The organism is Rhodopirellula sp. SH410 (genome assembly GCF_055811895.1).
The window spans coordinates 7492976-7514050 of sequence record NZ_CM147949.1 but is presented as its reverse complement, the minus strand read 5'-3'; the positions used below and the strand labels follow the sequence as shown (position 1 = coordinate 7514050).

13 protein-coding genes are annotated in these 21075 nt (G+C 58.9%); 3 read left to right on the top strand and 10 right to left on the bottom strand.

Annotated elements, in window-relative coordinates:
• Nucleotides 1-85: 85 nt before the first annotated feature.
• From SH410x_RS27510 to SH410x_RS27500, 3 genes are all read left to right on the top strand, one after another.
• Nucleotides 86-8512, top strand: a complete 8427-nt coding sequence (locus tag SH410x_RS27510) for a hypothetical protein (protein ID WP_473672681.1) — start codon at nucleotides 86-88, stop codon at nucleotides 8510-8512.
• The gene (locus tag SH410x_RS27505; RefSeq protein WP_473672679.1) at nucleotides 8509-9678 is read left to right on the top strand and encodes an aminotransferase class V-fold PLP-dependent enzyme; all 1170 of its coding nucleotides are present in this window, start codon (nucleotides 8509-8511) and stop codon (nucleotides 9676-9678) included. The genes SH410x_RS27510 and SH410x_RS27505 overlap by 4 nt, the downstream gene beginning before the upstream one ends.
• Nucleotides 9679-9922: 244 nt before the next feature.
• Nucleotides 9923-10375, top strand: a complete 453-nt coding sequence (locus SH410x_RS27500) for a DUF420 domain-containing protein (RefSeq protein WP_473672677.1) — start codon at nucleotides 9923-9925, stop codon at nucleotides 10373-10375.
• A 116-nt stretch (nucleotides 10376-10491) separates the two neighbouring features.
• Here the strand turns inward: SH410x_RS27500 and SH410x_RS27495 are convergent, their stop codons facing one another.
• From SH410x_RS27495 to SH410x_RS27450, 10 genes are all read right to left on the bottom strand, one after another.
• Nucleotides 10492-11916 (bottom strand): FAD:protein FMN transferase, encoded by a 1425-nt coding sequence (locus SH410x_RS27495; protein WP_473672675.1) that lies wholly within the window; start codon nucleotides 11914-11916, stop codon nucleotides 10492-10494.
• Between the two features lie 15 nt (nucleotides 11917-11931).
• On the bottom strand, nucleotides 11932-13191 hold the full coding sequence (gene nqrF, locus SH410x_RS27490) for an NADH:ubiquinone reductase (Na(+)-transporting) subunit F (protein WP_473672673.1): 1260 nt from the start codon (nucleotides 13189-13191) through the stop codon (nucleotides 11932-11934).
• Nucleotides 13192-13257: 66 nt separating this feature from the next.
• On the bottom strand, nucleotides 13258-13896 hold the full coding sequence (nqrE, locus tag SH410x_RS27485; protein WP_473677413.1) for an NADH:ubiquinone reductase (Na(+)-transporting) subunit E: 639 nt from the start codon (nucleotides 13894-13896) through the stop codon (nucleotides 13258-13260).
• 13 nt (nucleotides 13897-13909) lie between these two features.
• The gene (locus SH410x_RS27480) at nucleotides 13910-14533 is read right to left on the bottom strand and encodes an NADH:ubiquinone reductase (Na(+)-transporting) subunit D (protein ID WP_473672672.1); all 624 of its coding nucleotides are present in this window, start codon (nucleotides 14531-14533) and stop codon (nucleotides 13910-13912) included.
• Between the two features lie 3 nt (nucleotides 14534-14536).
• A complete protein-coding gene (locus SH410x_RS27475; protein WP_473672670.1) occupies nucleotides 14537-15403 on the bottom strand; it encodes a Na(+)-translocating NADH-quinone reductase subunit C in 867 nt (288 codons plus the stop codon).
• On the bottom strand, nucleotides 15393-16649 hold the full coding sequence (locus tag SH410x_RS27470) for an NADH:ubiquinone reductase (Na(+)-transporting) subunit B (RefSeq protein ID WP_473672668.1): 1257 nt from the start codon (nucleotides 16647-16649) through the stop codon (nucleotides 15393-15395). Before SH410x_RS27470 ends, SH410x_RS27475 begins: the two co-directional genes overlap by 11 nt.
• Nucleotides 16650-16651: 2 nt before the next feature.
• Nucleotides 16652-18016 (bottom strand): Na(+)-translocating NADH-quinone reductase subunit A, encoded by a 1365-nt coding sequence (locus SH410x_RS27465; protein ID WP_473672667.1) that lies wholly within the window; start codon nucleotides 18014-18016, stop codon nucleotides 16652-16654.
• Between the two features lie 264 nt (nucleotides 18017-18280).
• A complete protein-coding gene (locus SH410x_RS27460) occupies nucleotides 18281-19291 on the bottom strand; it encodes a hypothetical protein (protein ID WP_473672665.1) in 1011 nt (336 codons plus the stop codon).
• A gap of 21 nt (nucleotides 19292-19312) precedes the next feature.
• The gene (locus SH410x_RS27455) at nucleotides 19313-19606 is read right to left on the bottom strand and encodes a hypothetical protein (protein ID WP_473672664.1); all 294 of its coding nucleotides are present in this window, start codon (nucleotides 19604-19606) and stop codon (nucleotides 19313-19315) included.
• Nucleotides 19607-19806: 200 nt separating this feature from the next.
• Nucleotides 19807-20952 carry a multiheme c-type cytochrome gene (locus SH410x_RS27450; RefSeq protein WP_473672662.1) on the bottom strand — a complete coding sequence of 382 codons (1146 nt, stop codon included), beginning with the start codon at nucleotides 20950-20952 and terminating at the stop codon, nucleotides 19807-19809.
• Nucleotides 20953-21075: the final 123 nt, after the last annotated feature.

The window sequence follows — 21075 nt, the reverse complement described above, 5'->3', positions numbered from 1 at the left end:
CCGGATCCTAGTTGGCCTGTTGTCCGTGTTCATGCATCCGCTGGTGTGGGCCCAGGACACCACGCCCTCACCAACGACGAACGCTGTGGAAGCTCCAGCGGATACTCCAGCGGAAGTTCCAGCGGAAGTTCCAGCGGAGACATCCGAGGAACCCTTGGACGCACCGGTGGAAGCGGTTGATGGTTCTGCAGACCCGCTTTCGTCCGAGGGCGTCCAGCCCAGTGCCGCCGAAGTCTCGCATCCCCCGAGTCCGCTCGCGGGGCCGCAGTGGCGCGGGTACGCACCACGGTGGATCGGGCTTTACGGTTCGCAGTTAGCAGACCTTGTTCCAGAGAGCTTTCGTCCCATATCGATCAACGATTTAGGAATCGCACTGCGGGATGACGCTCTACAATTACAACCGCCCAGTGAGATGCCGGTTTCGCGTCTGATGATCGTCGCCCGCGCTGAATCGGATCATCTCGTCAGTCTTGCCAGTCAGTTGGCGTTGCCTGAATCGCCCGAGGGGATTCAAGCCGATGATCGGGGGCCATCGCCCTCTTTGTGGCAGCGATACCGACTTGGGGAATTGAATCTGAACCTGGTGCAACCATTGAGCGACCGACTCACCGTCGATGTTGCAGCGAGCGCGGGGGCTCAACAGAGGATCGTGAGCGATGCGGCGGGAAACTGTTTTGCATGGGGGCCACCAGGAGCCAAGATCGATTTTGATTGGTCGGCTCGCTGCCAGCATACTCCGGAGGGGCGACAATGGACCTTGCAACTACCGGATGCCACAATCACACGTTTCTTCCTGGGTGTGGCCGCGAGTACCGAACTCAAAGCAGACGGAGGGTCGTTAACGAAACTCGCGCACACTCCGCCATGGGATGAACTCGGTCTCGATCCGGCCGCCCTCGAACAACTCGAGTCCGATCCATCCGATGATGTTGAGCCAACCGTGTGGTATGCGATTGAGCCCAGTCCGGGGCAGCCTTTGGTGCTGCGTCAGCAACCCACGAGCGACGGGGAGCTGGGGGCGCGTTCGATGAGTGTGGTGCGTGGATGTCACTTCCAGTCGCGGTGGATGGGCGATCAACTGCGTTGGACCTGCCGGATGACCTTGGACGCAAGCAGTTCGAATGATTTTTCGGAACTCGCGTGGGCGGATGGCGAAGTGACGGCGGTGCGACGCGATGATATACCGGTTCCATTTGTGTGGACCGGAGATTCGGTGCGTTGGGTTCCTGGCTGGACCTCGGAGGGACAGAGTGATGTACCGAGTCCGGGCGAAATCGACATGACCTCAACGACCTGGGTCATGGAGGGGGTTTCGTATCGACGCGGAGATCGTGTGCCGTTGCCGCGTCCTCTGCTGCCGGCCGACCTGTTTGTGCTGCCACCTCAAACGTGGCATATGCAGTTGGATGTCCCCAGTTGGAGCGTGCTCAGCGATGCACAATTGCCACCAGAATGGAACTTGCGACGCTTGCCCTCGGAATACACGAAACCGGTTGAATCACTGAGTCAGCGATCGAGCGACGACGATTTCGGTCAAGACGTCGAGGCCACTCCTTCAGCAACGTGGATGGCGTCGGGGCCGGCGCCGACCTCCGACACCCCCTGGTCGGTATCTATTTTGCAGAACGATGCCTTGGTTTTTGCCGACCATCAAATGCGTTTTGAGATGGATGAGAGTTCGATTCAAGCACGCGGTAAAATTACGGTGGAGATGCCGCGCGGGTCCCTTGGCCCTGTCACGTTTGAACTGCAGGACGGTTTTCAGTTTGAGTTCATTGGTGTGGGTGAGGGGCGGCGAAGTGTGCCGACGGGGACTGCGGCCGGACACGGTCGACGTTTGATCATCTGGCCCGGTGGCGACGAAGTCATTGACAACCGCATGGTCGTTTATGTCAGCGGGAGGGCTCGGAGGACGAATATTGCAGGCCAGGCAGACGCCGACTCGGCACTTGCCCCCAGCCCAGCGGCGATTGACGAAGCGTCTGAACTGCCCGCCACTGCGGTGAACGAGGCGACCGGCAATGGGAAGCCAGATCGGGGGATGGTGCCAAACCCTCTCGAGGAAACCGTCCTGTCCGAAAACCGCGCGGCGATGATCGATGGCGAGGCGAATCAACGTACGGAAGCTCTATGGTTGATGCGCGCTGTCAATTGTCCAGGGCAATTGCTCGCCACCATTGTGCCGCCGGCGGGGCTGAGTTGGTCCGCGAAAGCAGCCATTGAACCTTCTCGAATCGCATTTCCCGAGCTCTCGGCGGCCCAGCGGCGTTTCTTCGCGCCACTGCCAGGAGACGCCATCGTGTTTGGAGGGGCCATCGAAGCCACCCCAGAGGTGACCTTGGAAAAGCCCGATGTCAATCTGTCGGTATCCCTGCGGACGCTGCTCCGCGCTGCGCCCTCGGGGACGGATACTGCATTGGCAACGCAGCGTCTTCGCGAGGCAACCGGTTTACCCTCCTCCAAGGAAACCAGCTCATTATGGCAAACATTGGAATTGAAGACCGAAGGGACTGCCGGTGAAATCCGCTCAGTGAGACTGCGTTTTGCAGCGAGACCACTGCGGGAGGAAGAGACCGTATCGGCTCACCGTCGTGGTACCGATGCTGCCCAACGGTTGGACGATCACGGGATCGAACCGTCGACTGCGGACGGGGTACCCCCTCCTTGGGAGCCGATGCAGTGGTTCGTCCAATTGCAACCTGGCCAGTCTGAAACGCCGTTGGCACAGCATGCCGTGACACGCCACTACATCGAGAGCGCAGGCGATTGGGAGGTGCAAATCGCATTGCCGCCCCAGTTCACCAATCAGTCGTTGTTGGTGGGGCGTCGTCGTCTCAAAACGGCGACTGTCGGATCGGCCGTGGCGATTGGACTACCCAATGTGCCTGATGCGGCATCTCAATCCGCGGAGATCTGGATTGATTCCTCATTGCAACTCAAAGACCATCCCGAACCGCTCAAGGGCATTCCGCTGGTGGACTCCAGTTACAATGGCCCCAGGGGGAGAAATGGAGCGTCGTACGACAGTGACGCGCAGGGTCCCACGCGAAAGGCCACGACGGCGCGGTATCGTTATGCGCCCAACGATCAGCCATGGATCGAGGTCTTGCCGCGTTCCCACCGATCGCCTACCGGGTTGGTGGTGAGCCAGCGTTTGATTGCCGAGTCATCGGTGTGTGGCACCGACACGTTGCGTATGACGTGCCTGGTCCGCTCGGATTCCGAGATCCTGCTATCGTTCCCACCCTCGTTACACTTGGTCGACCTCCGCTGTGACGATGTTCTCGTCACGCCACGCGTTGTGCTGGGACGCGGTATCGTGATTCCAGCCCCCGCGACACCTCCATCGACGATTCCGGCAGACGCGACCTCGTCGCCGAGGAGCACGACGACCACGGGCGCGGCTGCGGATGCCTCCACGTCAGGAGATCGGGCCTCGCGATTTCCAAACGCCTCATCGCATTGGAGGCGAGTGGAAGCGAACTGGGTTTCGCAGGCACCGCGGAGTAATTGGTACCGATGGTATCAATTTCCGGAGATCACCTTGAACCAATTGGTTGTCGATACACGCCATGAGCTCCTGGCCGCCAACGGTACCCGTATCTTTCAGATCCCCGACTTCGCGCGGCCGTGGTACCCGTCTGCGAAGCCGCTTCTATTGCCGAGCGGGTTCATGGCGGGACTCGGATGGATCGCCGCATTGATCCTACTCGGTCTGGCTTGCTTGGTGGGCCGGGGCGGCTTGAGAGTGCTCGGAGTGGGGATTGTCTTGACCGTGGTCGCTGTCGTTCTTTGGCCGGCTGCGGCGATCCCGCTGATGACGTTCGTTGCGCTTCCCTTGACGCTCGCAGCGATACAGCTCACCACGACTCTCTGGCGACGTGATAGCGAAAGCAAACTCGATGTTGCCTCGGTCAGTGACATGCCCTCACGCAAGGATGCTTCGCATTCCCGACCCATGGGTGCGGCGAATGCCAGTTTGTTGATCGCTCTCGCTTTCACTCTGGCCGGTTCGTGCCTCAGTGATAACCGACTGGCTGGACAGGATACGACGATAACTTCGGTCGGCACCCGCACCGAGTCGGGGGCGCAGGACGGCAATTCAGAGGAGCAGGCGTCGACGCCCACCATCGACATCCTGGTGCCGCTTCAGAACGATGGGAGGATTTTGGGGAACAAGATCTATATCCCCGAGTCATTCTACAATGATCTCTATTTCAGTCGCGACCATTCGTCATGGCAGAACCCCATGATCGATCGGGTCTCGTATCGCTTGCAATTGACGTCACCGCTCGAGAGCGGGAGACCGATGGGGGATACCGATGACTTCCTTAGCAGGAACACCTTTGAGAACGAGCCGTTGAACCGGGGGCAAGCACGCGATGGAAAGATCGACATCGCGACGATAACAGACGAGATGCTCTCGCAGCGGGGAACCGCGGCACTCCAGGTGAGACTGGACTTGACGCTGCCACCGAGTGTCCGGCGGATCCAACTGCCGTATCAGTTTGAGCAGATCAGCAGCGTCGTGCAAATCAGTTCGACCGACGATCCCATGACGGTCCGCTGGGGCGGCGAGAAAAATGGGCGGGCTTGGGTTGAGATACCTACGCTCGGACGTGATGCGGAACGCGTGACCCTCGTGATTGCGCTGCGCTGTCAACTGAGTTGGCAATCGCCTTGGGTGACGGTTTCCTGTGATCTGCCCCCGCTCCCCGCCGCCGACCTCGTCGTCTCGACCCATGACGCGGTAGAGAATGTGATGTTGCTGGCCCCGACGACGAGCTGGTTTGTTGATTTTCCATCCAACGCAAAAAGTGACCCGCTCCAGTCGCCGGCGAATCCCACAGCACCAGTTGTTGTGAGTGGTCGCAACGAACGAGAATCGAACGTGATCCCGTTCGGCTCGGAACGCCAACTCAATCTGCGTTTTCAGCTCCGCGCCTCAACGATTACCAACATCGGAGGCTCCGAAGTCACCCCCGCCGATGCGCGCAGCGATGTCGCGCAGCACGCCCCGGCAATCGATGAATCGACCTTGCCGTGGTACGACGAAACGCAGTGGCAGCAGCGATTCTGGGTCCACTCGGAGCGAGGGAAAACCGTGATTGAGTGTGAGCTCGAATCTCTTCGGCCGTTACCCCCCGAAGTCGTTCTCTCGCTCGCGACAACGGCGCCTCAGGCCGTCTCCGAAAATCCAGAGGACGACCCTGCAGCGACACGGTCCAATGAGTCGGCATCGACGCCTCAGGAGTCACAGCCATGTGCATTGCTCGGTACGCAATGGGCATGTTTGTCTCGTGATGATGGAGACCCCGCGGACGTGCAAACCATGCGGTTGATGTCGTTGGCCACACCGACACGTTCCATTCGTTTGGCGTGGACATTGCCGACTCCGCGCGAAGGGGCGTGGCGGATACGCATGCCCCGCGTCGTAGTGCGTCCCACGCCGGCTCACGACAAGGTGCCTCAACAGTCCTCCAACGAGACTTCAGCGACGGCAGCACGCACCACCCAAGGCCCGATCGCGTCGGCGGATGCTGGCAATACCAACGCCGCAACTCCAGCTTCTGACCAAGCGGACGGGGCCTCGGCGTCGTTGCCTTGGATTGCCTGGACCTTCGCGGACGACGTGTTACCGGATTGGTCAACGATGGGTGAGGTCGAACCACTTTCGGTGGATCAATTTTACGCGAAATGGACGGGATATCTCAGCGAGATTGACCGTGCCGCCATAGGGAATGTTCAAGAGTTGAGGCTGAAACAGGCCAATGCCCCAAGCTGGGAAGTGGCCACGCGGCATGAGATTTCAATCCAACCGAACGTTCAGCGGGTACGGTTCTTGGTGCATGTCACCACTTCCGACGAGGGGCCACGTCGCTCTCCGCAGACATCTGATGTCATGCCCTCGACGACCGCACCAACCGTCGGTGCCACACGCTACATGGTGCAGCTTCCCGATCGAGCACGGTTGCTCGATTGGCGTTTCGAGGCGGATGGCAGCCCAGCAATTTCGCCCCACACGCCGTCGTCGGACCTGCCGGCTGCGCCCCTGCCGGCGGCGCCCCTGGTCGAGGAGAAAGGGACTGGTGCCGATGATGCCGACGACGCGGCGGTCTCGGCAGTTGCCCTCGCTCCTCCGCCTTGGACGGTAACCCGGCAGGCTGGAACGACGACTCTCTATTTAACCACTGACCATCGCTCGTTCAATATTGTCGTCGATGCGATCGTGCCGCATGTTGACGGCGAGGAGCCAGGTAAGCTGGGGCTGATGAGTATCAGCAAGCTGGCCGCTGCGCCGTCGTCCGAAGCCAACCAGAGCGGCGACTCCGCCGTGACCGCCGCGCAGGATTGGGCACGCGGTCTCCAACAAAGCAATGAACTGCAGATCACTCGCAATGTCGACACCATCGTGAACTGGGTACATCCGGTTTCCGGGAAACGCATGGACACGGGGGGCGCGGACGCCGCCTCCCTGCTGGCAGATGGTGAAATTCTAGTCGATCGTTTTCAATCGACCGGTTCCAGTCTCAATGCATTTGCGTCCGGTCGTTTTCACGCGCACACCAACGAACAACCATTCGACGTCGATTCACGCGTCACGCTCCGATGGGAAGAGGGACGTTGGACCGCACAAACCGATTGTCAGATCACCAGTTCCTATTGCCCGGATTACCTAGACATTGCCCTGCCCACACGGTGGTGCGAATCACTTCGGATCGATCCGCTCTGTGTGTCCTCGCGGCAGCCGACCCTGGACCCCGCGGTGCAGGTACTGCGTTTACAGCTTCGGCACGACAGCGTTGAGGGCGGTACCAACGCAACTCAGCGGCGGCCTGGCGGCAGTTCCGAGCTTGGTGATGCCCCGAGCGAGTCCTCCGCAGATTCCGATCCTGTCTACACGCGGACGTTCCGCCTGATCAGCCGCTTGGCCGTCAGCGAGATTACGCGGGTGAGTGTCCCCGAACTGAGGATCATGGATGCTCGGCAGCACCGCATTGATGTGGTGGTCCCAACGCGGCTGACCAATGAACAGGTGCGCTGGCGCAGCAATTTTGCAGGGCCGATCGAAAAGCCCCGCTGGCGACTGCAGCCCTTGCCAGCGGGTTCATCCACCTCCCGTCCCCCAACCACTGCTCTGGAGGCAGTACCCGATACGGAGCTGTCCGTATACGCGGTCACCAGTCCCCGGTGGTCGATCGATTTGGAAACGCTACCGCGGACGGATCGTGTTGCCCGGTTGCTGCATACCGATCACTGTGTCATTGCTGGTCCCGCCAATGAATCTTTATTGATGGTCAGCCGTTTCGATGTTCTTCCCGGTGACCAACCTTCGCTGCGGCTTGCGATTGACCCGGGCGTGGAACTCCAAGGCGTGTGGGCGGCGACTCGGCAAGCCGACCTGCAGGGAGTGCCTGTCTTTCCCGCGGACCAAAATTCTCGCGAAGACGAAGACGAAGCGGTGGTCTGGGAGATCTCTCTCCCTCTGAGTCGACTTAGCCAGACGGTCGAAGTCGTGACAGCACTCCGCCGTGAGGTGCCGGATGTGCTGCTGCCCTCCCTCACGGGGTTACGTCTGGATGCTCCGCGAGCCAGCGTGAATTGGTGTCAGCTACCTCCCTCCGATGCTCTGACCGCTCGATCCATTGACGAAATTATCGGTGGACAGGATGGTGCTCGGCGAGCGGCAACCCCCTTTCATAACGACGCGCGGGCGGCATCGCTCATTGCGTCGCCTCTGACGCCTCAAACCCGCGTCGCATGGTTAGCCTCGAACGTGGTCAAAGCCATTCGTGCTTCCTCGGACTCGTTAGCCGATCGACGCGACGATGAGGTTGCCGTGTGGCTGAAGCCCTGGATCGCACGCTATCAAATGCTATGCCACTCGGCTGGTCGGCAGCTCGGTGACGATGATCCAACCGATACCGAGCTTTCCGCTCATTCCCAGTCAAGTCGAAGCGCGGGGATTCCTGCAGGCGATCTGCTCAGTTGGAAAGAGATGGATGCGTTCATCGTGGCGCAAGAGACCCGCTACTTTCCCGGCAATGCCCTCGCCGGTGAGAACGCGTCGATCACGTGGTCGGATTATCTCGCGATTACCAAACCACCCGGTTATGCCGATCGGTGGACGTTTGCGTGGAGTGGACGTCGACTGCCGATCCAACTGCTGGCAGCGGAGCATCCATCGGTCAGTGAGCAGACGCGGCAACTGGTGATGCGCAGCGGGCTTTTCTTTGCGGTGGCCAGCCTCCTGGTCCTCGCTGCGTTGATTCCACGCCGGAGCTCTTCGCCAACGACCGCCGGAGAAGCGAAGCCGGCGACATCGTGGGGTGCCGTGGGGCTCCACCCATCGCTGTGGCTGTTGGTGTTAAGTATCATCGGCTTGGTACTGGTGCCGCTGCCGATGGCACTCGGGCTATTGGTGGTCGCACTCATCCTGGGTGCCAGCCACGCGAAACGGTGGCTCTTGCCGCAGTGGAGAGTTTCTAGGCGAAAGGGATCCCATTCGTGACGCGTCTTTATCTCGATCACGCCTCGACGAGCTGGCCGAAGGCACCGGGAGTCATCGAGGCCATGGCCGAGTACATGCGTGATTGCGGCGCCAACGCGTCCCGCGGTAACTACGCAGCGGCCCGCCATGGCGGCGCGATTCGTGACCGCGTACGCGGTCGGCTCGCGGACGGGATTGGTGCCGAGGCACCCGAGTGTGTGAGCTTCCACAGCGGTTGCACTGCAGCGCTCAATGCAGCGATTCATGGACTGATTCCGGTGCACGTCGGCGCACACCACCAAGTCATGACTTCGGCCGCAGAACACAACTCGGTGCTGCGACCGCTGTTGAACGCCACCGATCGAGTGGGGGCTCAGCTCAAGATCGTAGCGTGCGACGATGCGGGGTTCCTGGATGTCGATGCGATGGCGGATGCCATTGACGATTCCACTCGGATGGTGGCGTTAACCGACGCGTCCAACGTGACGGGCATACGGTATCGGGTCGCTGACCTCGGGCGCCGGATCTCGCAGATCAATGAGTCGCGGTCACCGTCCACTCAAATTATCTTGCTGTGCGATGCCGCGCAAACATTCGGCTATCTGCCGGTGGATGTCACTTCGATGGGGGTGCATGTTTTGGCGGCACCCGCGCACAAGGGCAGTGGCGGACCACTGGGGATTGCAATGCTGTATCTACACCCCCGTCTCCATCATTGCATCGAGTCCACCATGCAGGGCGGCAGCGGGCACGATGGGCTCGCCGATCAGATGCCTGATGCGATGCCGGGGCGACTCGAACCGGGCAGCATGAATATTGCTGCCCTCGCGGGATGGGACGCGGCCCTCGATCGCCCGCCGACCGACCTCGCCCACCTGCACGCGGTGACCTCCTACCTGCACGATCGCCTGCAGGCGGTTGAGGGTGTCCGTGTGGTGGGTGGACGCGGCGAGTTGCCAATCGCCAGCCTCACGTTTGGCTCGCTGCTCTCCTGTGCCGAAGCCGCTGCGATCCTCGATGCCGAGTTCGGAATCGAAGTCCGCTCGGGTTACCACTGCGCCGCCCAACTGCACGATTGCTTAGGCACACGCGACTCGGGAACCTTGCGAATCAGTTGTGGACACGACACTTCGTTCGAGGACCTGGACCGACTCATCGATGCGCTCTCAGAAATGGTCGAGATTTGACTTTGACGGGAACGCCTCCCAAAGCGATTCGCGAAGCGGGCTGGCGACGAACATTCCACGGGCTTGTCTCGAGGTCGCACGCCTTTCACAGTCGCGGAGGGACGGCACTGCGAAAACGACAACATCCAAACGCCGTGCCTTTGACGCTAAGAAACCAGCAGACGGCTTGCGCCGCAGCGATTAATCGGTACTCTATTGGCATCGGTACAGTCCTCCGACCCGCTCTGTCACTGCAGAATTGCTCATGTGGAACGCACTCGCTCTCTATTTACCGCACCTCAATGCGGCCCTCAATGTCGTCGCTACCGTGCTGTTGGCGATGGGATTATGGAACATCAAGCACGGACGAGCGAAGAAGCATAAAAAGCTCATGCTCAATGCGTTTTTTGTCAGTATCGCGTTTCTGGCGTTTTATCTTTTTCACAAGCTCGCGCTGTTCGAAGCGACGGGCCAGTGGAATCGACCGTTTCCGAAGGATGCTCCGCAGGGCGCACGAATCACCTATTTCGCGATCCTCATTCCACACATTCTGCTGGCGATCACGGTGCCGTTCCTGGCTATCCGTGCGATCTACTTGGCCAAGAATGGCCGGATCGTGGCGCATAAGAAGTGGGTGCGTTACGCGTTTCCGATCTGGATGTATGTCTCCGTCACGGGTGTGCTCGTGTACCTGATGCTGTATCAGTTGTACGCCTGATTGACGCTGCTGCGGATCGGGTCGAGCGTTTTTTCTGAACGTTGTCTTTTGTTCCGCGTACGCAACGTCCCCCGCAACGTCCCCCGCAACTTTCGCGGCGCGAGAGGCGGCGACGATTAGCTGTTTTCGATCTTCTCGCGTAGCTTCTCGCAGCCTTCCGATGGGGAGCTGCATAGCGAGCAGCGTGAGACGCCGTCCTCATCCGTCCGCGCGTTCAGTCCGCCACATGAGCCGCTGATGCTTCGCCGACCAAAAATGACCCCGATCGCCATCGCGACCAAAACCGCTGCGAATCCGATGACCGTTAACAGGACGACTGGCCCCATCCGGTCTAGAAATCCTGCACCGTCGGCCGCTTCGGCCTGTCCGAGCACGCTGCTGCTTTGCATCTGCTCGGCAATTACCGCCAAAGCTCCCGTTCCCATGAAATTCATTTGATGTTCCTGTGCTTCAATAGTAGTGCCCTCGTTCGCAGCCGGTGCGCCGCGAGCGGTGGGGTGGGCGACGCGTGTGATCAACAGAGTATCTAAGTCATTTTTAGCGGCGAGCTCGCCTGCCCGGTCAGGGCCCACAACGTCGAGTGCGGTCGCCCAGGCATCGGCCGCCATGCACGTCGGTGCGATCACGGTCACGGACGCCAAATTGTGACGAACCGGACGATGGGTGACCGGATCTATCGTATGCGAGAATCGCTCACCGTCGACCTCGAAAAAATTTCGATAGTCACCCGAGGTCGCCATCGCGACATCTTCCATGGCATAGGCTACGACAATCTCGTTGTTCATCGCGTCGGGTTTCTGGATCCCTACCTTCCATGATTGGCGGCCGTCCGCAGTCTGCTTGTGCCCGGTGACACGGACCTCACCACCGATTTCAACAAAGACGTTGTCCGCGCCGAGCCGAGTTAACACGTCGACAACGCGGTCGACGCCATGCCCCTTGGCAATCGCTGACAAATCCACTCGCAAGTCGGGGATGTCTTTCTTCAGTGCGGGCGGATCGAGCCGGACCGACAGATGAGACTGCCCAATCCGTTTACCCATTGCCCTGAGCTCTTCATCGCTCGGCACATCCTTGTTGCGTTTACCGGGGCCGAAACTCCAACGATCGACCAGCGGGCCGACCGTGACATCAAACGCGCCCCCTGACCGCTGTCCCACATCCAGGGAAAAGTGCACCACCTCGGCAGTCTCACGACTCACTTCGAACCAGTCCGTCGACGTGGAGTCATTGAAACGACTCAACTCACTCGATGGGAGGTAGGTCGACATCTGATCGTTGACGCGGCGGAGTTCTGCGTCCACGGCGAGCGATGCTTCGGAACTCCAATCCGCCGAACTCGGCGGCTGTGAGACCTTGACGCTGTACGTGGTCCCCATCGTCGCACCGCCGAAATGCAGCAGACCGCCACGGGGTGATTGCCCTTGCGCTCGACCCGCAACGGAACCCGAGTGCAGGCTTGTCAGGAACAGCGTCGCGGTGACAACAAAAAACGCGACGGGGCGAAAACCTCGTCGCGTCATGCGATCGGAATGGATCATGAATATCAGCTCGAACTAGCCACCGAAATCGTCGTAGGCGATGTTCTCAGGCTCAACACCGAGGTCGTCGAGCATTTTGAACACGGCCGCATTCATCATCGGAGGACCACAGATGTAGTACTCGATGTCTTCGGGAGCGGGGTGGTTTTTAAGATAGTTTTCCAGCAGCACTTGGTGAATGAACCCGGTGTATCCGTTCCAATTATCTTCGGGAGCGGGCTCGGACAATGCGATGTTGAACTTGAAGTTCGGGAACTCCTTTTCGATCTCACGGAAGTGATCGACGTAGAACAGCTCACGCATGCTCCGGCCGCCGTACCAGTAGCTGACCTTGCGATCGGTTTTTTCTCGCTTGAACAACTCGAAGATATGGCTTCGCAGCGGAGCCATCCCGGCACCACCGCCGATGTAGACCATCTCCGCCTTGCTATCCTTGATGAAGAACTCTCCATAGGGACCGCTGATCGTGGCCTTGTCACCAGGTTTGAGCGAGAAGATGTAACTGCTCATCTGGCCCGGAGGAGTGCCTTCGGGGGCCCGTGGGGGTGGAGAGGCGACACGAACGTTGAGCATGATGATGCCCTTCTCGCCCGGGTAGTTCGCCATCGAATAGGCGCGGACCACGGGCTCTTCGACCTTCGATGTGTATCGCCAGATCTTGTATTGATCCCAGTCGGGGTGGAACCGCTCTTCGATGTCGAAGTCTTTGTAGTGAATCGTGTGCGGCGGCGCTTCGATTTGAATGTAACCACCGGCTTTGAAGTTAACTTCTTCACCGGCAGGCAATTCGAGAACGAACTCTTTGATGAAGGTGGCGACGTTGTGATTGCTACGGACGGTGCACTCCCACTTTTTGGTCTCGAAGGCTTCGGCGGGCACTTCGACCTTCATGTCCTGCTTGACAGCGACTTGGCAGCTCAGTCGCTCGCCTTCGGCAGCTTCTTTCTTGTTGATGTGACCGGTTTCAGTCGGCAGCAAATCGCCTCCTCCCTCCTGTACCTTCACCTTGCACTGAGCACACGTTCCGCCTCCACCGCAGGCACTCGAAACAAAGATGCCCGCATCGGCGAGAGCGCCGAGCAGCTTTCCACCGGCCGGCACCGAAATCTCTTTCTGGTCGTTGATCATGATTTTGACCTGGCCGGAAGAGACAAGCTGCTTCTTAGCCGCCAGAATCAGCATCACCAGCGCGAGCACGATGATGGTGAACATCGCGACGCCGATGGCAATGATGGCTGCCGGTGGGGCAGCGCCCAGGAGGGGAGTTATGAACATCACAGTGGACTCGTGTACGGTGAAGTGCGTGAGGGATGAAATCAATGAGGTTGGTCGTAAGCGACTTTAAAGCTTAATGCCGCTGAACGACATGAACGCTAGCGCCATCAGACCGGCGGTGATGAATGTGATGCCCAGCCCGCGGAGCGGTGGTGGCACGTCGCTGTACTTGAGCTTCTCGCGGATCCCCGCAAGGGCCATGATCGCCAGTGCCCAGCCCACACCGCAGCCAAAGCCGTAGGTGACCGATTCCGGGAACGAGTAGTTGCGTTCCTGCATGAACAGCGATGCACCGAGGATGGCACAGTTCACCGTGATCAATGGCAAGAAGATGCCCAGCTCGTTGTAGAGCGCGGGAAGGAACTTGTCCAAGAACATTTCGAGGACTTGAACCAAGGCCGCGATCACGCCGATGAAGCTGATGAACGAGAGGAAGCTAAGGTCGATCGTCGAAAAGTCGATGGTCGACGTGGGGACGAAATTATTCGCCCATGTCAAAGCACCCTTCTTCAACAACAACGAATAGATTGCTTGGTTAGCCGGCACCGTGATCGTTTCGATCGCGATCACGGCCATGCCCAGACCGATTGCGGTCTTGACGCTCTTGCTAACGGCGAGGAACGTGCACATGCCGAGAAAGAACGACAGGGCTAAGTTCTCGACGAAGACCGCCTTCAGAAAAATACTTAAGTGAGTTTCCAACAGATCCATGATAGCCTCAGGACTCTTCAATTTGTGCGGGTTTATTCAGACGGATCACCCAGATCATGATCCCGATGATGAAAAAGGCGCTCGGCGGTAGCAGCATCAATCCATTGGGGTTGTACCAGCCACCGTTGCGGTCGAGTTCGAGCAGAGTCACGCCAAACAACGAGCCACTGCCGAACAGTTCGCGGAAGAAGGCAACAACCAGAAGCACCAATCCGTATCCCAGGCCGTTGCCGATACCGTCGAGAAAACTGATGCCGGGAGTGTTCTTCATCGCAAACCCTTCGGCCCGTCCCATCACAATGCAGTTGGTGATGATCAGACCGACGAACACGGAAAGCTGCTTGCTGATATCGAACAAGAACGCTTTGAGGAATTGATCAACCACAATCACCAGCGACGCAATCACGCACATCTGCACGATGATCCGGATGCTGCTGGGGATGTATGACCGGATCGCACTGACGGCGAGGTTACTGCACGCGGTCACCGCGATCACGGCGAGCGCCATCACCACGGACGTTTCCATCTTGGTCGTCACGGCCAGTGCGGAGCAGATTCCCAGCACCTGCAACGTGATCGGGTTATTGTCGACCACGGGGTCGATCAGGACGTCGAGCGGTTTGTTAGCCATCGGTTATGCTCCTGCCTTCGGAGTTGAATTGTCAGCAGAGGAGGATGACTCCGCACCCGCGGCACCTTCCTTCTCAATCTGCGTCTTGAGCTTCTTCAGATACGGACCATAGCCTTCTTCGCTGGCCCAGTACTGCACCAACGCGGTCACGCCACGACTCGTGATCGTTGCACCTGAGAGGCCATCGACCGCCGACGGATCGTCTTCGGATGCCGGCCCTTTGGCGACATACGCCGCTGGGTCGCCTTGCTCGTCATAGAGCAGCAGACCGTCCCACTGAGCCTTCCACGCTGGATTGTCGACTTCGCCGCCGAGTCCCGGTGTTTCTTTGTGTTGGTAGAACGTGAGCCCCTGAACGGTTTTGAGGTCACTCTTGAGTGCCAGGTATCCCCACAAAGTCCCCCACAGTCCCTTGCCGTAGATCGGCAGCACGACTTGCTGAATCGGACCTTCGCCCTCGTGGCGAACAAGGAACACCTTCATCGTTTTCGGACGACGATCTTCGCCATTGTCGTAAAGTTCGCCCACGATCGGCTCACTCATCGATTCGTTGGTAGCCTGTTCTTCGAGGTTGAAGGTCCCCTTGTCGAATTGGGTGTCGTAATCACCCGTATCGAGGTTGACCATCTCTTCCTGAACCCACTGATAGAGATTGTCGATCTCTTTGTTGGACAGTTCCGAAGCGGACTTGCCGAACTCGTTGCGAGGGATGCCCGCCGCATCGAGAATGTTTTTCTTTTGGTCAAGCTTGACGTTCTCTACCTGGTACGGCTTCAGTGCCACCGCAGCAGCACTCACCGCAAGTGAGCAGACGACGCAGAGAATCGTCGCAATCAGGATAGTTCCTGGAGTAGAATCTTTAGCTAGCATAGCGAGCGACCCTCCGGCGGACGTTGGCTTGGACGACGAAATAATCAATCAAGGGAGCAAACACGTTGCCGAACAAAATCGCCAGCATGATGCCTTCCGGGAACGCAGGGTTGATGACACGGATCAGAACGGTCATGAATCCAATTAAAATCCCGTAGAACCACTTACCCGTATTAGTCATCGAGGCGCTAACCGGGTCGGTCGCCATGAAGACGAGGCCAAACGCCAGTCCACCGATGACAAGGTGCCAGTAGAACGGAACTTCGAACATCGGATTGTTTTCACTGCCGACGGCATTGAGCAGCAGGCTGGTGCCGATGACACCGAGGATCACGCTGAGCATGATCCGCCACGATCCAATCCCTGCAGCGACCAGTATCAACGCACCGACGATGCATAGCAGCGTGCTGGTTTCACCAAAACTGCCCTGGATCGTGCCCAGGAACGAATCCATCCAGCTGATCGCGCCCGCATCACCCCAAACGTACTTGACGTGACCGAGAGACTCGATCGCGCTGCCCTCGGCGTTGGCCATCTGGCCAAGTGCCGTCGCACCGCTGAAGCCATCGACTGCTGTCCATACCTTGTCGCCGCTAATGCTCGCCGCGTAGGAGAAGTACAGGAAGGCTCGTGACGCCAATGCAACATTGAGGAAGTTTCGTCCGGTACCGCCAAACACCTCTTTGGCGACAATCACCCCGAAGGAAATCCCCAGGGCCACCTGCCACAAGGGAATATTGGGCGGCAATGTTAGTGGGAACAACAGCCCGGTCACTAAGAACCCTTCGTTGATCTCATGGCCACGCAGTACCGAGAACACCATCTCGATGTGACCGCCGACAAACATCGTGACGATGTAAATCGGGATGAAAAAGATCGCCCCGTAAACAAAGTTATCCACGAAACTGCCGGGATCATGCCCTAGGCCCAGGGCAGTATGCACCGTGTGATGCCAATCGTATTCGATCGGCACATCCGCCTCGGTCATCTGCACGATTGCCGAGTTGGCTTGATAGCCCGCATTCCACATCCCAAACAAAGTCACCGGAATCAAAGCCATGACGACCGTGATCATCATACGCTTCAAATCGATGCCATCGCGAACGTGCGTCCGACCCCGGGTGGTTTCACCAGGCGTGAACAAAAACGTATCTATCGATTCGTAGACAGGGTAGGCTTTTTCTAAGATCCCCCCCTTCGCAAAGTAGGGGTGAACGCGATCAAAAGCGTCACGCAGTGGTTTCATGTTTAGCCTTCACGTTCAATCGTGGTCAAGTTCTGTCGCAACAGCGATCCGTATTCGTATTTACCCGGGCACACGAACGTGCACAGGGCCACATCTTCTTCTTCAAGTTCAAGTGCTCCGAGCGACTGGGCCGCATCGGTATCGCGGACGATCAGAGACCGCAGGAGTTGGGTGGGAAGGATGTCCAGCGGCATGACTTTTTCATAAGTCCCCAACGGCACCATCGCTCGCTCGCTGCCGCCTGTCGACGTCGTGAATGCAAACTTTTGGGATGGATTGAGCGACGAAGCGAACACCCGTGTCACGGAATATTTATCGAAACCGGGCTTCTGCCATCCTAAGAATTCGCGATGGTCGCCCTCTTCAATCACCGAGATCTGTTGGTGATAGCGACCGAGATAGTTGTGTGGCGCTGCGGCGTTATGGCCACATAGCACCGAACCAGAGATCAGCCGCACCTTGCAGTCATCCGCTAACGCATCGACAACGAGGTCGTCGATACAGGCACCGAGTCGTGTCTCGATCAAGCGAGGTTGCTTGACCTTCGGGCCGGCCAGTGAAATGACACGCCGCACATCGAGCTGTCCGGTCTGGAACAGCGAGCCGATCGCAATCACGTCTTGATAGCCGATGTACCAAACCGTTTTGTTCGGACCCACTGGATCGAGATAGTGGATGTGAGTCCCCGCCAAACCCGCTGGGTGCGGTCCGGCAAACTCGGCCATCGTCACGCCCTTGACCTCTTCGCCTGCGACCGAGGCACCCTCGGCCGTGCAGACGTAGACGGGGCCCTCACCAAGCTGAGTCAATGCTTGTAAACCAAGCACGAACTGATTCTTTCGTTCGCCCAATACCACGGCCGGATCACCCGCCAGTGGGTTGGTGTCGATCGCTGTCACGAAAATCGAGCGGGGCTTGGATCCGATCTCGGGCACTTTGCCAAAGGGGCGTGTTCGCAGGGCTGGCCACAACCCGCTCTCGACCAACACCGATCGCACCGCATCGCCACCGAGCGAAACCGGGTCTTTCTCGCGAGCACTCTCGAACGTCACCACATCGTCGCCGTCAAGGTTGACGGTGACGGCTTCAAACTTTCGCTTGGCACCCCGGATCACCTCGCCCACCGTGCCTGAGGCCGGTGACGTGTAGATCACGCCGGGCGTCTTTTTGTCTTCAAAGAGCGGTTGGCCCAAGGCGACTCGGTCGCCGGGAGCAACCAACATTGTCGGCTTCATACCCACATAATCGTTGCCCAGCAGCGCCACGCTGCGGACCAGCGGACCGACCTCAACACGTTGCTCGGGACAACCGAGAATGGGCAGATCGAGACCCTGTTTGATGACCGTGCGGCGTGGGGAAGCAGGCATGAAGACGGATACTTTGTGAAAAAAGTAACAAAGTGGGGTTGAGAGAAAAGCTCACCTCATGTGAACTTTTACGAAACACTATGGCACGACCATCCCAGTTTGACAACGGCAGAAGCCAGTCTGCTTGCCGCGAATTTTGAGAGAGCGTCAACGCGGGTGGATGGAACGTCCGTAGGGTCGCGTGAGGGCGGTGATATTTCTTTTGGTGGCATCGGCTGGAGGCATGTCCCACTCCAGATCGCAGGTTGGGAGCCGATGCCGCGCTCAGCGACAGCGAATCAGCTCCCCATCGGCGATGCCCCGCTCGTTCATGACGGGCCGCACCATTTCGATGAATCGATCGGCATCGACCGGGTATCCCGCGGTGGGGCGGAATTCGGGTGCTTTCGATGCTTCCCGGAAGTATCCATTCAGGGCAGCCATGGCGACTTCACGCAGGTATTTCGCATGCAGCGAACTGAGTGCCACGGGGGTGAAGCGGTCTCCCTTGACCGTGAAGTGCAGCCGGACGGGGACGCCCTGCCGCGTCGTGTCATACACGCTCTGTGTCGAGCTCTCGCTGACGATCTGCACGCTCTCACCACCAAAGAACTGCTGGATCACGCCCGCATAGTAGCGGCGGCCACCGTGGCGGTCGAAGAAAACCTGGACGCATTCTTGTGACGATGGATCCCGTACGGTGTTGAGCAGATCGGCAGCGAGTGTGATGCTGGTCTCGCCAAGCAGATCGCTCTTGTTGCCACTCGGGGCGACCTGTGGACTGGTGGGATCGCCGGCGCAGTACCGATTGAAAGTCGCCGCATCCAGCATTCGAGCCTGGCAATCGCGGAGCTTCCACGGAGACTGCTCCCACTGCTGCACCGCCGCACGGGTCTGGTCGGTGGTTGAAAATGGGAGCGGTCCGGCTGAATCGCTGCCGATCGTTTCCAGCCAGCGGACTCGTTGGATCGTTTCGAAGTCGCGCGGCAGCAGCGTGGGTAGTCGTTCGATGAGTGTCGCATCGGTCCGGCCGCATGCGTGCAGGGCAACCGAAACGATCCGCTGCAACATCGTCAGCGACCCGCCTTTGAAGATTTGCTTCGAGTCATCCACGCGGACCCTGCCATCACCGACTCGCGCCGGGGCCGAAATCGAGGCGAACGGATCAGGCTCGATCCGATCCACCGAGCGACCGTCCCCCGGCTCGTCATCGGCTCGCTGCCAAGCCGTTGCGGCGACAACGAGCGGCCCCAATTTCGGCCCATACCCAGCCTCATCGATGGCGATCAGCCACATCTGTTTGCTCCTGTTGCGTCGCTAAGGCCGGGGCCGCAGCGGTGACGAACGGGGGGCGGCGTAGGCCGCTCGCACCTGGTCAGAGGAAAAGATGCGGATGGGATCGCCATCGCGACCGGTCGGCTGTTGGGGACGCCAATGGACCAGCGGCCGGTTGCCGATGGAGTAACGCTTCCCCTCGCGATCGCGAACGGACCAGGGGAATTCAGAGAGCAGGTTGGCGACAATTGCATGGAGGCCATCAGGTAGGTTGGCACGACCGCCTTGATTGCTGCGGAGGGGCCAGGGTTCGAACGCGAGATTTCGAAATCGCAAGGGGTGTCGAAATTGTAAAACGCGAGATGCACCGGCGATACGTCACCGGGTTAGCGATGTCGGTGGGCGAGCTTCGAAAGCGGGTCTCGAAGACGTCTGATCATCAGGCCGTGATGACTTGGACCGCGTCGAACCGCGCCTGCATCGAGTCGGCGAGTTTTTCGTCCGCCGCCGCGTCCGCCGCCGCGTCCGCCGCCGCGTCAGTCCTCCGGCTGTACCCGGATGTAGTGATCGTGGAATGTCAGGCCCTGCTCGAACCGAATCGGTGGCATGTGGCACTCGATGCAGCCTGTTTGGGGCGATACCGGACAGACGACGTGATCGGTGGTGTCTGCCCTGTGGCATTGAACGCAATCATCTACGTACGCGTCCATCGACTTTGCCGTCGACGCTTCGTGAGGGTTATGGCAGGTCGTGCACTTAAACTTACCGCGTGACTGTAAATAGCATTTACTGCGAAGCATTCCCACGGGCTGGAATCTCGCCATCAACGGCGGGTACTCTCGCAATTGCTTCGGTGGAAAGTCAATCGGCAATCGATGGCATTCGCCGCACAGTTGCAATTCGGATTCGGCGTTCCAGTCATCTTTTCCGACTGAAAACGGGGGCGGGTTATGCGATTGCCTGGCCTGGCGGACATGCTCGCTGCCGGGGCCGTGGCATTTTTCACAATTCACGTTGGGGATCAGGTCGACAATTTTTTGATCAACGATTTCTCCCGAAGTCGTATGGCAATCGACACACGCACGCATGTGTTCGTCACGGACGGCGTTGCCAAAGAACTTCGCCAGCGTTGTGGGTGAGGTGCCAATTTGTCCCGGTGTCAGTCCAAAATGATCGTCCGTTGCAAACCACGATACGCGGTGTTCGATACCAATGGTGTTGTCGGCTGCATCCGAAGCGAGCGACAGGAATGTGACCGCGTTGTGCCCCGAACCCAACGCAAACTCCAGCGGGAAAGATTGATTGCTGTCATCGTCGGCACGTGTGACCTGCAGGCCTTTCTCATTCATCGAGTACTCCAACAGCCCGTACGGTTCACCGGCGTCGAGCGTTTTTCCGACAAACTTCTTAGCGATATCGGAGTCTCGAGTGTCAGCGAACGTCGACGCATGGCCCGACTTGCTGTGCAGATGAAAGTTCTCGTCATGACACTCGCTGCAAACTTGGCGGCCGACAAATGTCAGAGATGAATCGGCCGGGGGTGGAGTCGGGGTCGGGGTGGCGGTCGCTGTGATGGCGACATCGGTTGGGTTCGAAGTGGAACGCGTCGGTCTCTGAAACAAGACGAATGCGACGAGTGCGATTGCGAACACCGCAATGACGACGAAAATTGAGCGACGCAACGTTATCTCCCGAGAATGCATGCCGGATCGCGGCTTCGACTTCCAGACGACTCGAATTCTAGCACGATTGAGTGCCCCGTAACCGTGATCAGCGATATCTTAGGAAGTCGAGTATGCTCAAGG

What these genes read in the sequence shown, in the direction of transcription:
- SH410x_RS27500 (WP_473672677.1), top strand. Translation starts at nt 9,923, where the DNA reads ATGTGGAACGCACTCGCTCTCTATTTACCGCACCTCAATGCGGCCCTC.
- SH410x_RS27480 (WP_473672672.1), bottom strand. Translation starts at nt 14,533, where the DNA reads ATGGCTAACAAACCGCTCGACGTCCTGATCGACCCCGTGGTCGACAAT.
- nqrF (WP_473672673.1), bottom strand. Translation starts at nt 13,191, where the DNA reads ATGTTCATAACTCCCCTCCTGGGCGCTGCCCCACCGGCAGCCATCATT.
- SH410x_RS27465 (WP_473672667.1), bottom strand. Translation starts at nt 18,016, where the DNA reads ATGCCTGCTTCCCCACGCCGCACGGTCATCAAACAGGGTCTCGATCTG.
- SH410x_RS27475 (WP_473672670.1), bottom strand. Translation starts at nt 15,403, where the DNA reads ATGCTAGCTAAAGATTCTACTCCAGGAACTATCCTGATTGCGACGATT.
- SH410x_RS27495 (WP_473672675.1), bottom strand. Translation starts at nt 11,916, where the DNA reads ATGATCCATTCCGATCGCATGACGCGACGAGGTTTTCGCCCCGTCGCG.
- SH410x_RS27470 (WP_473672668.1), bottom strand. Translation starts at nt 16,649, where the DNA reads ATGAAACCACTGCGTGACGCTTTTGATCGCGTTCACCCCTACTTTGCG.
- SH410x_RS27460 (WP_473672665.1), bottom strand. Translation starts at nt 19,291, where the DNA reads ATGTGGCTGATCGCCATCGATGAGGCTGGGTATGGGCCGAAATTGGGG.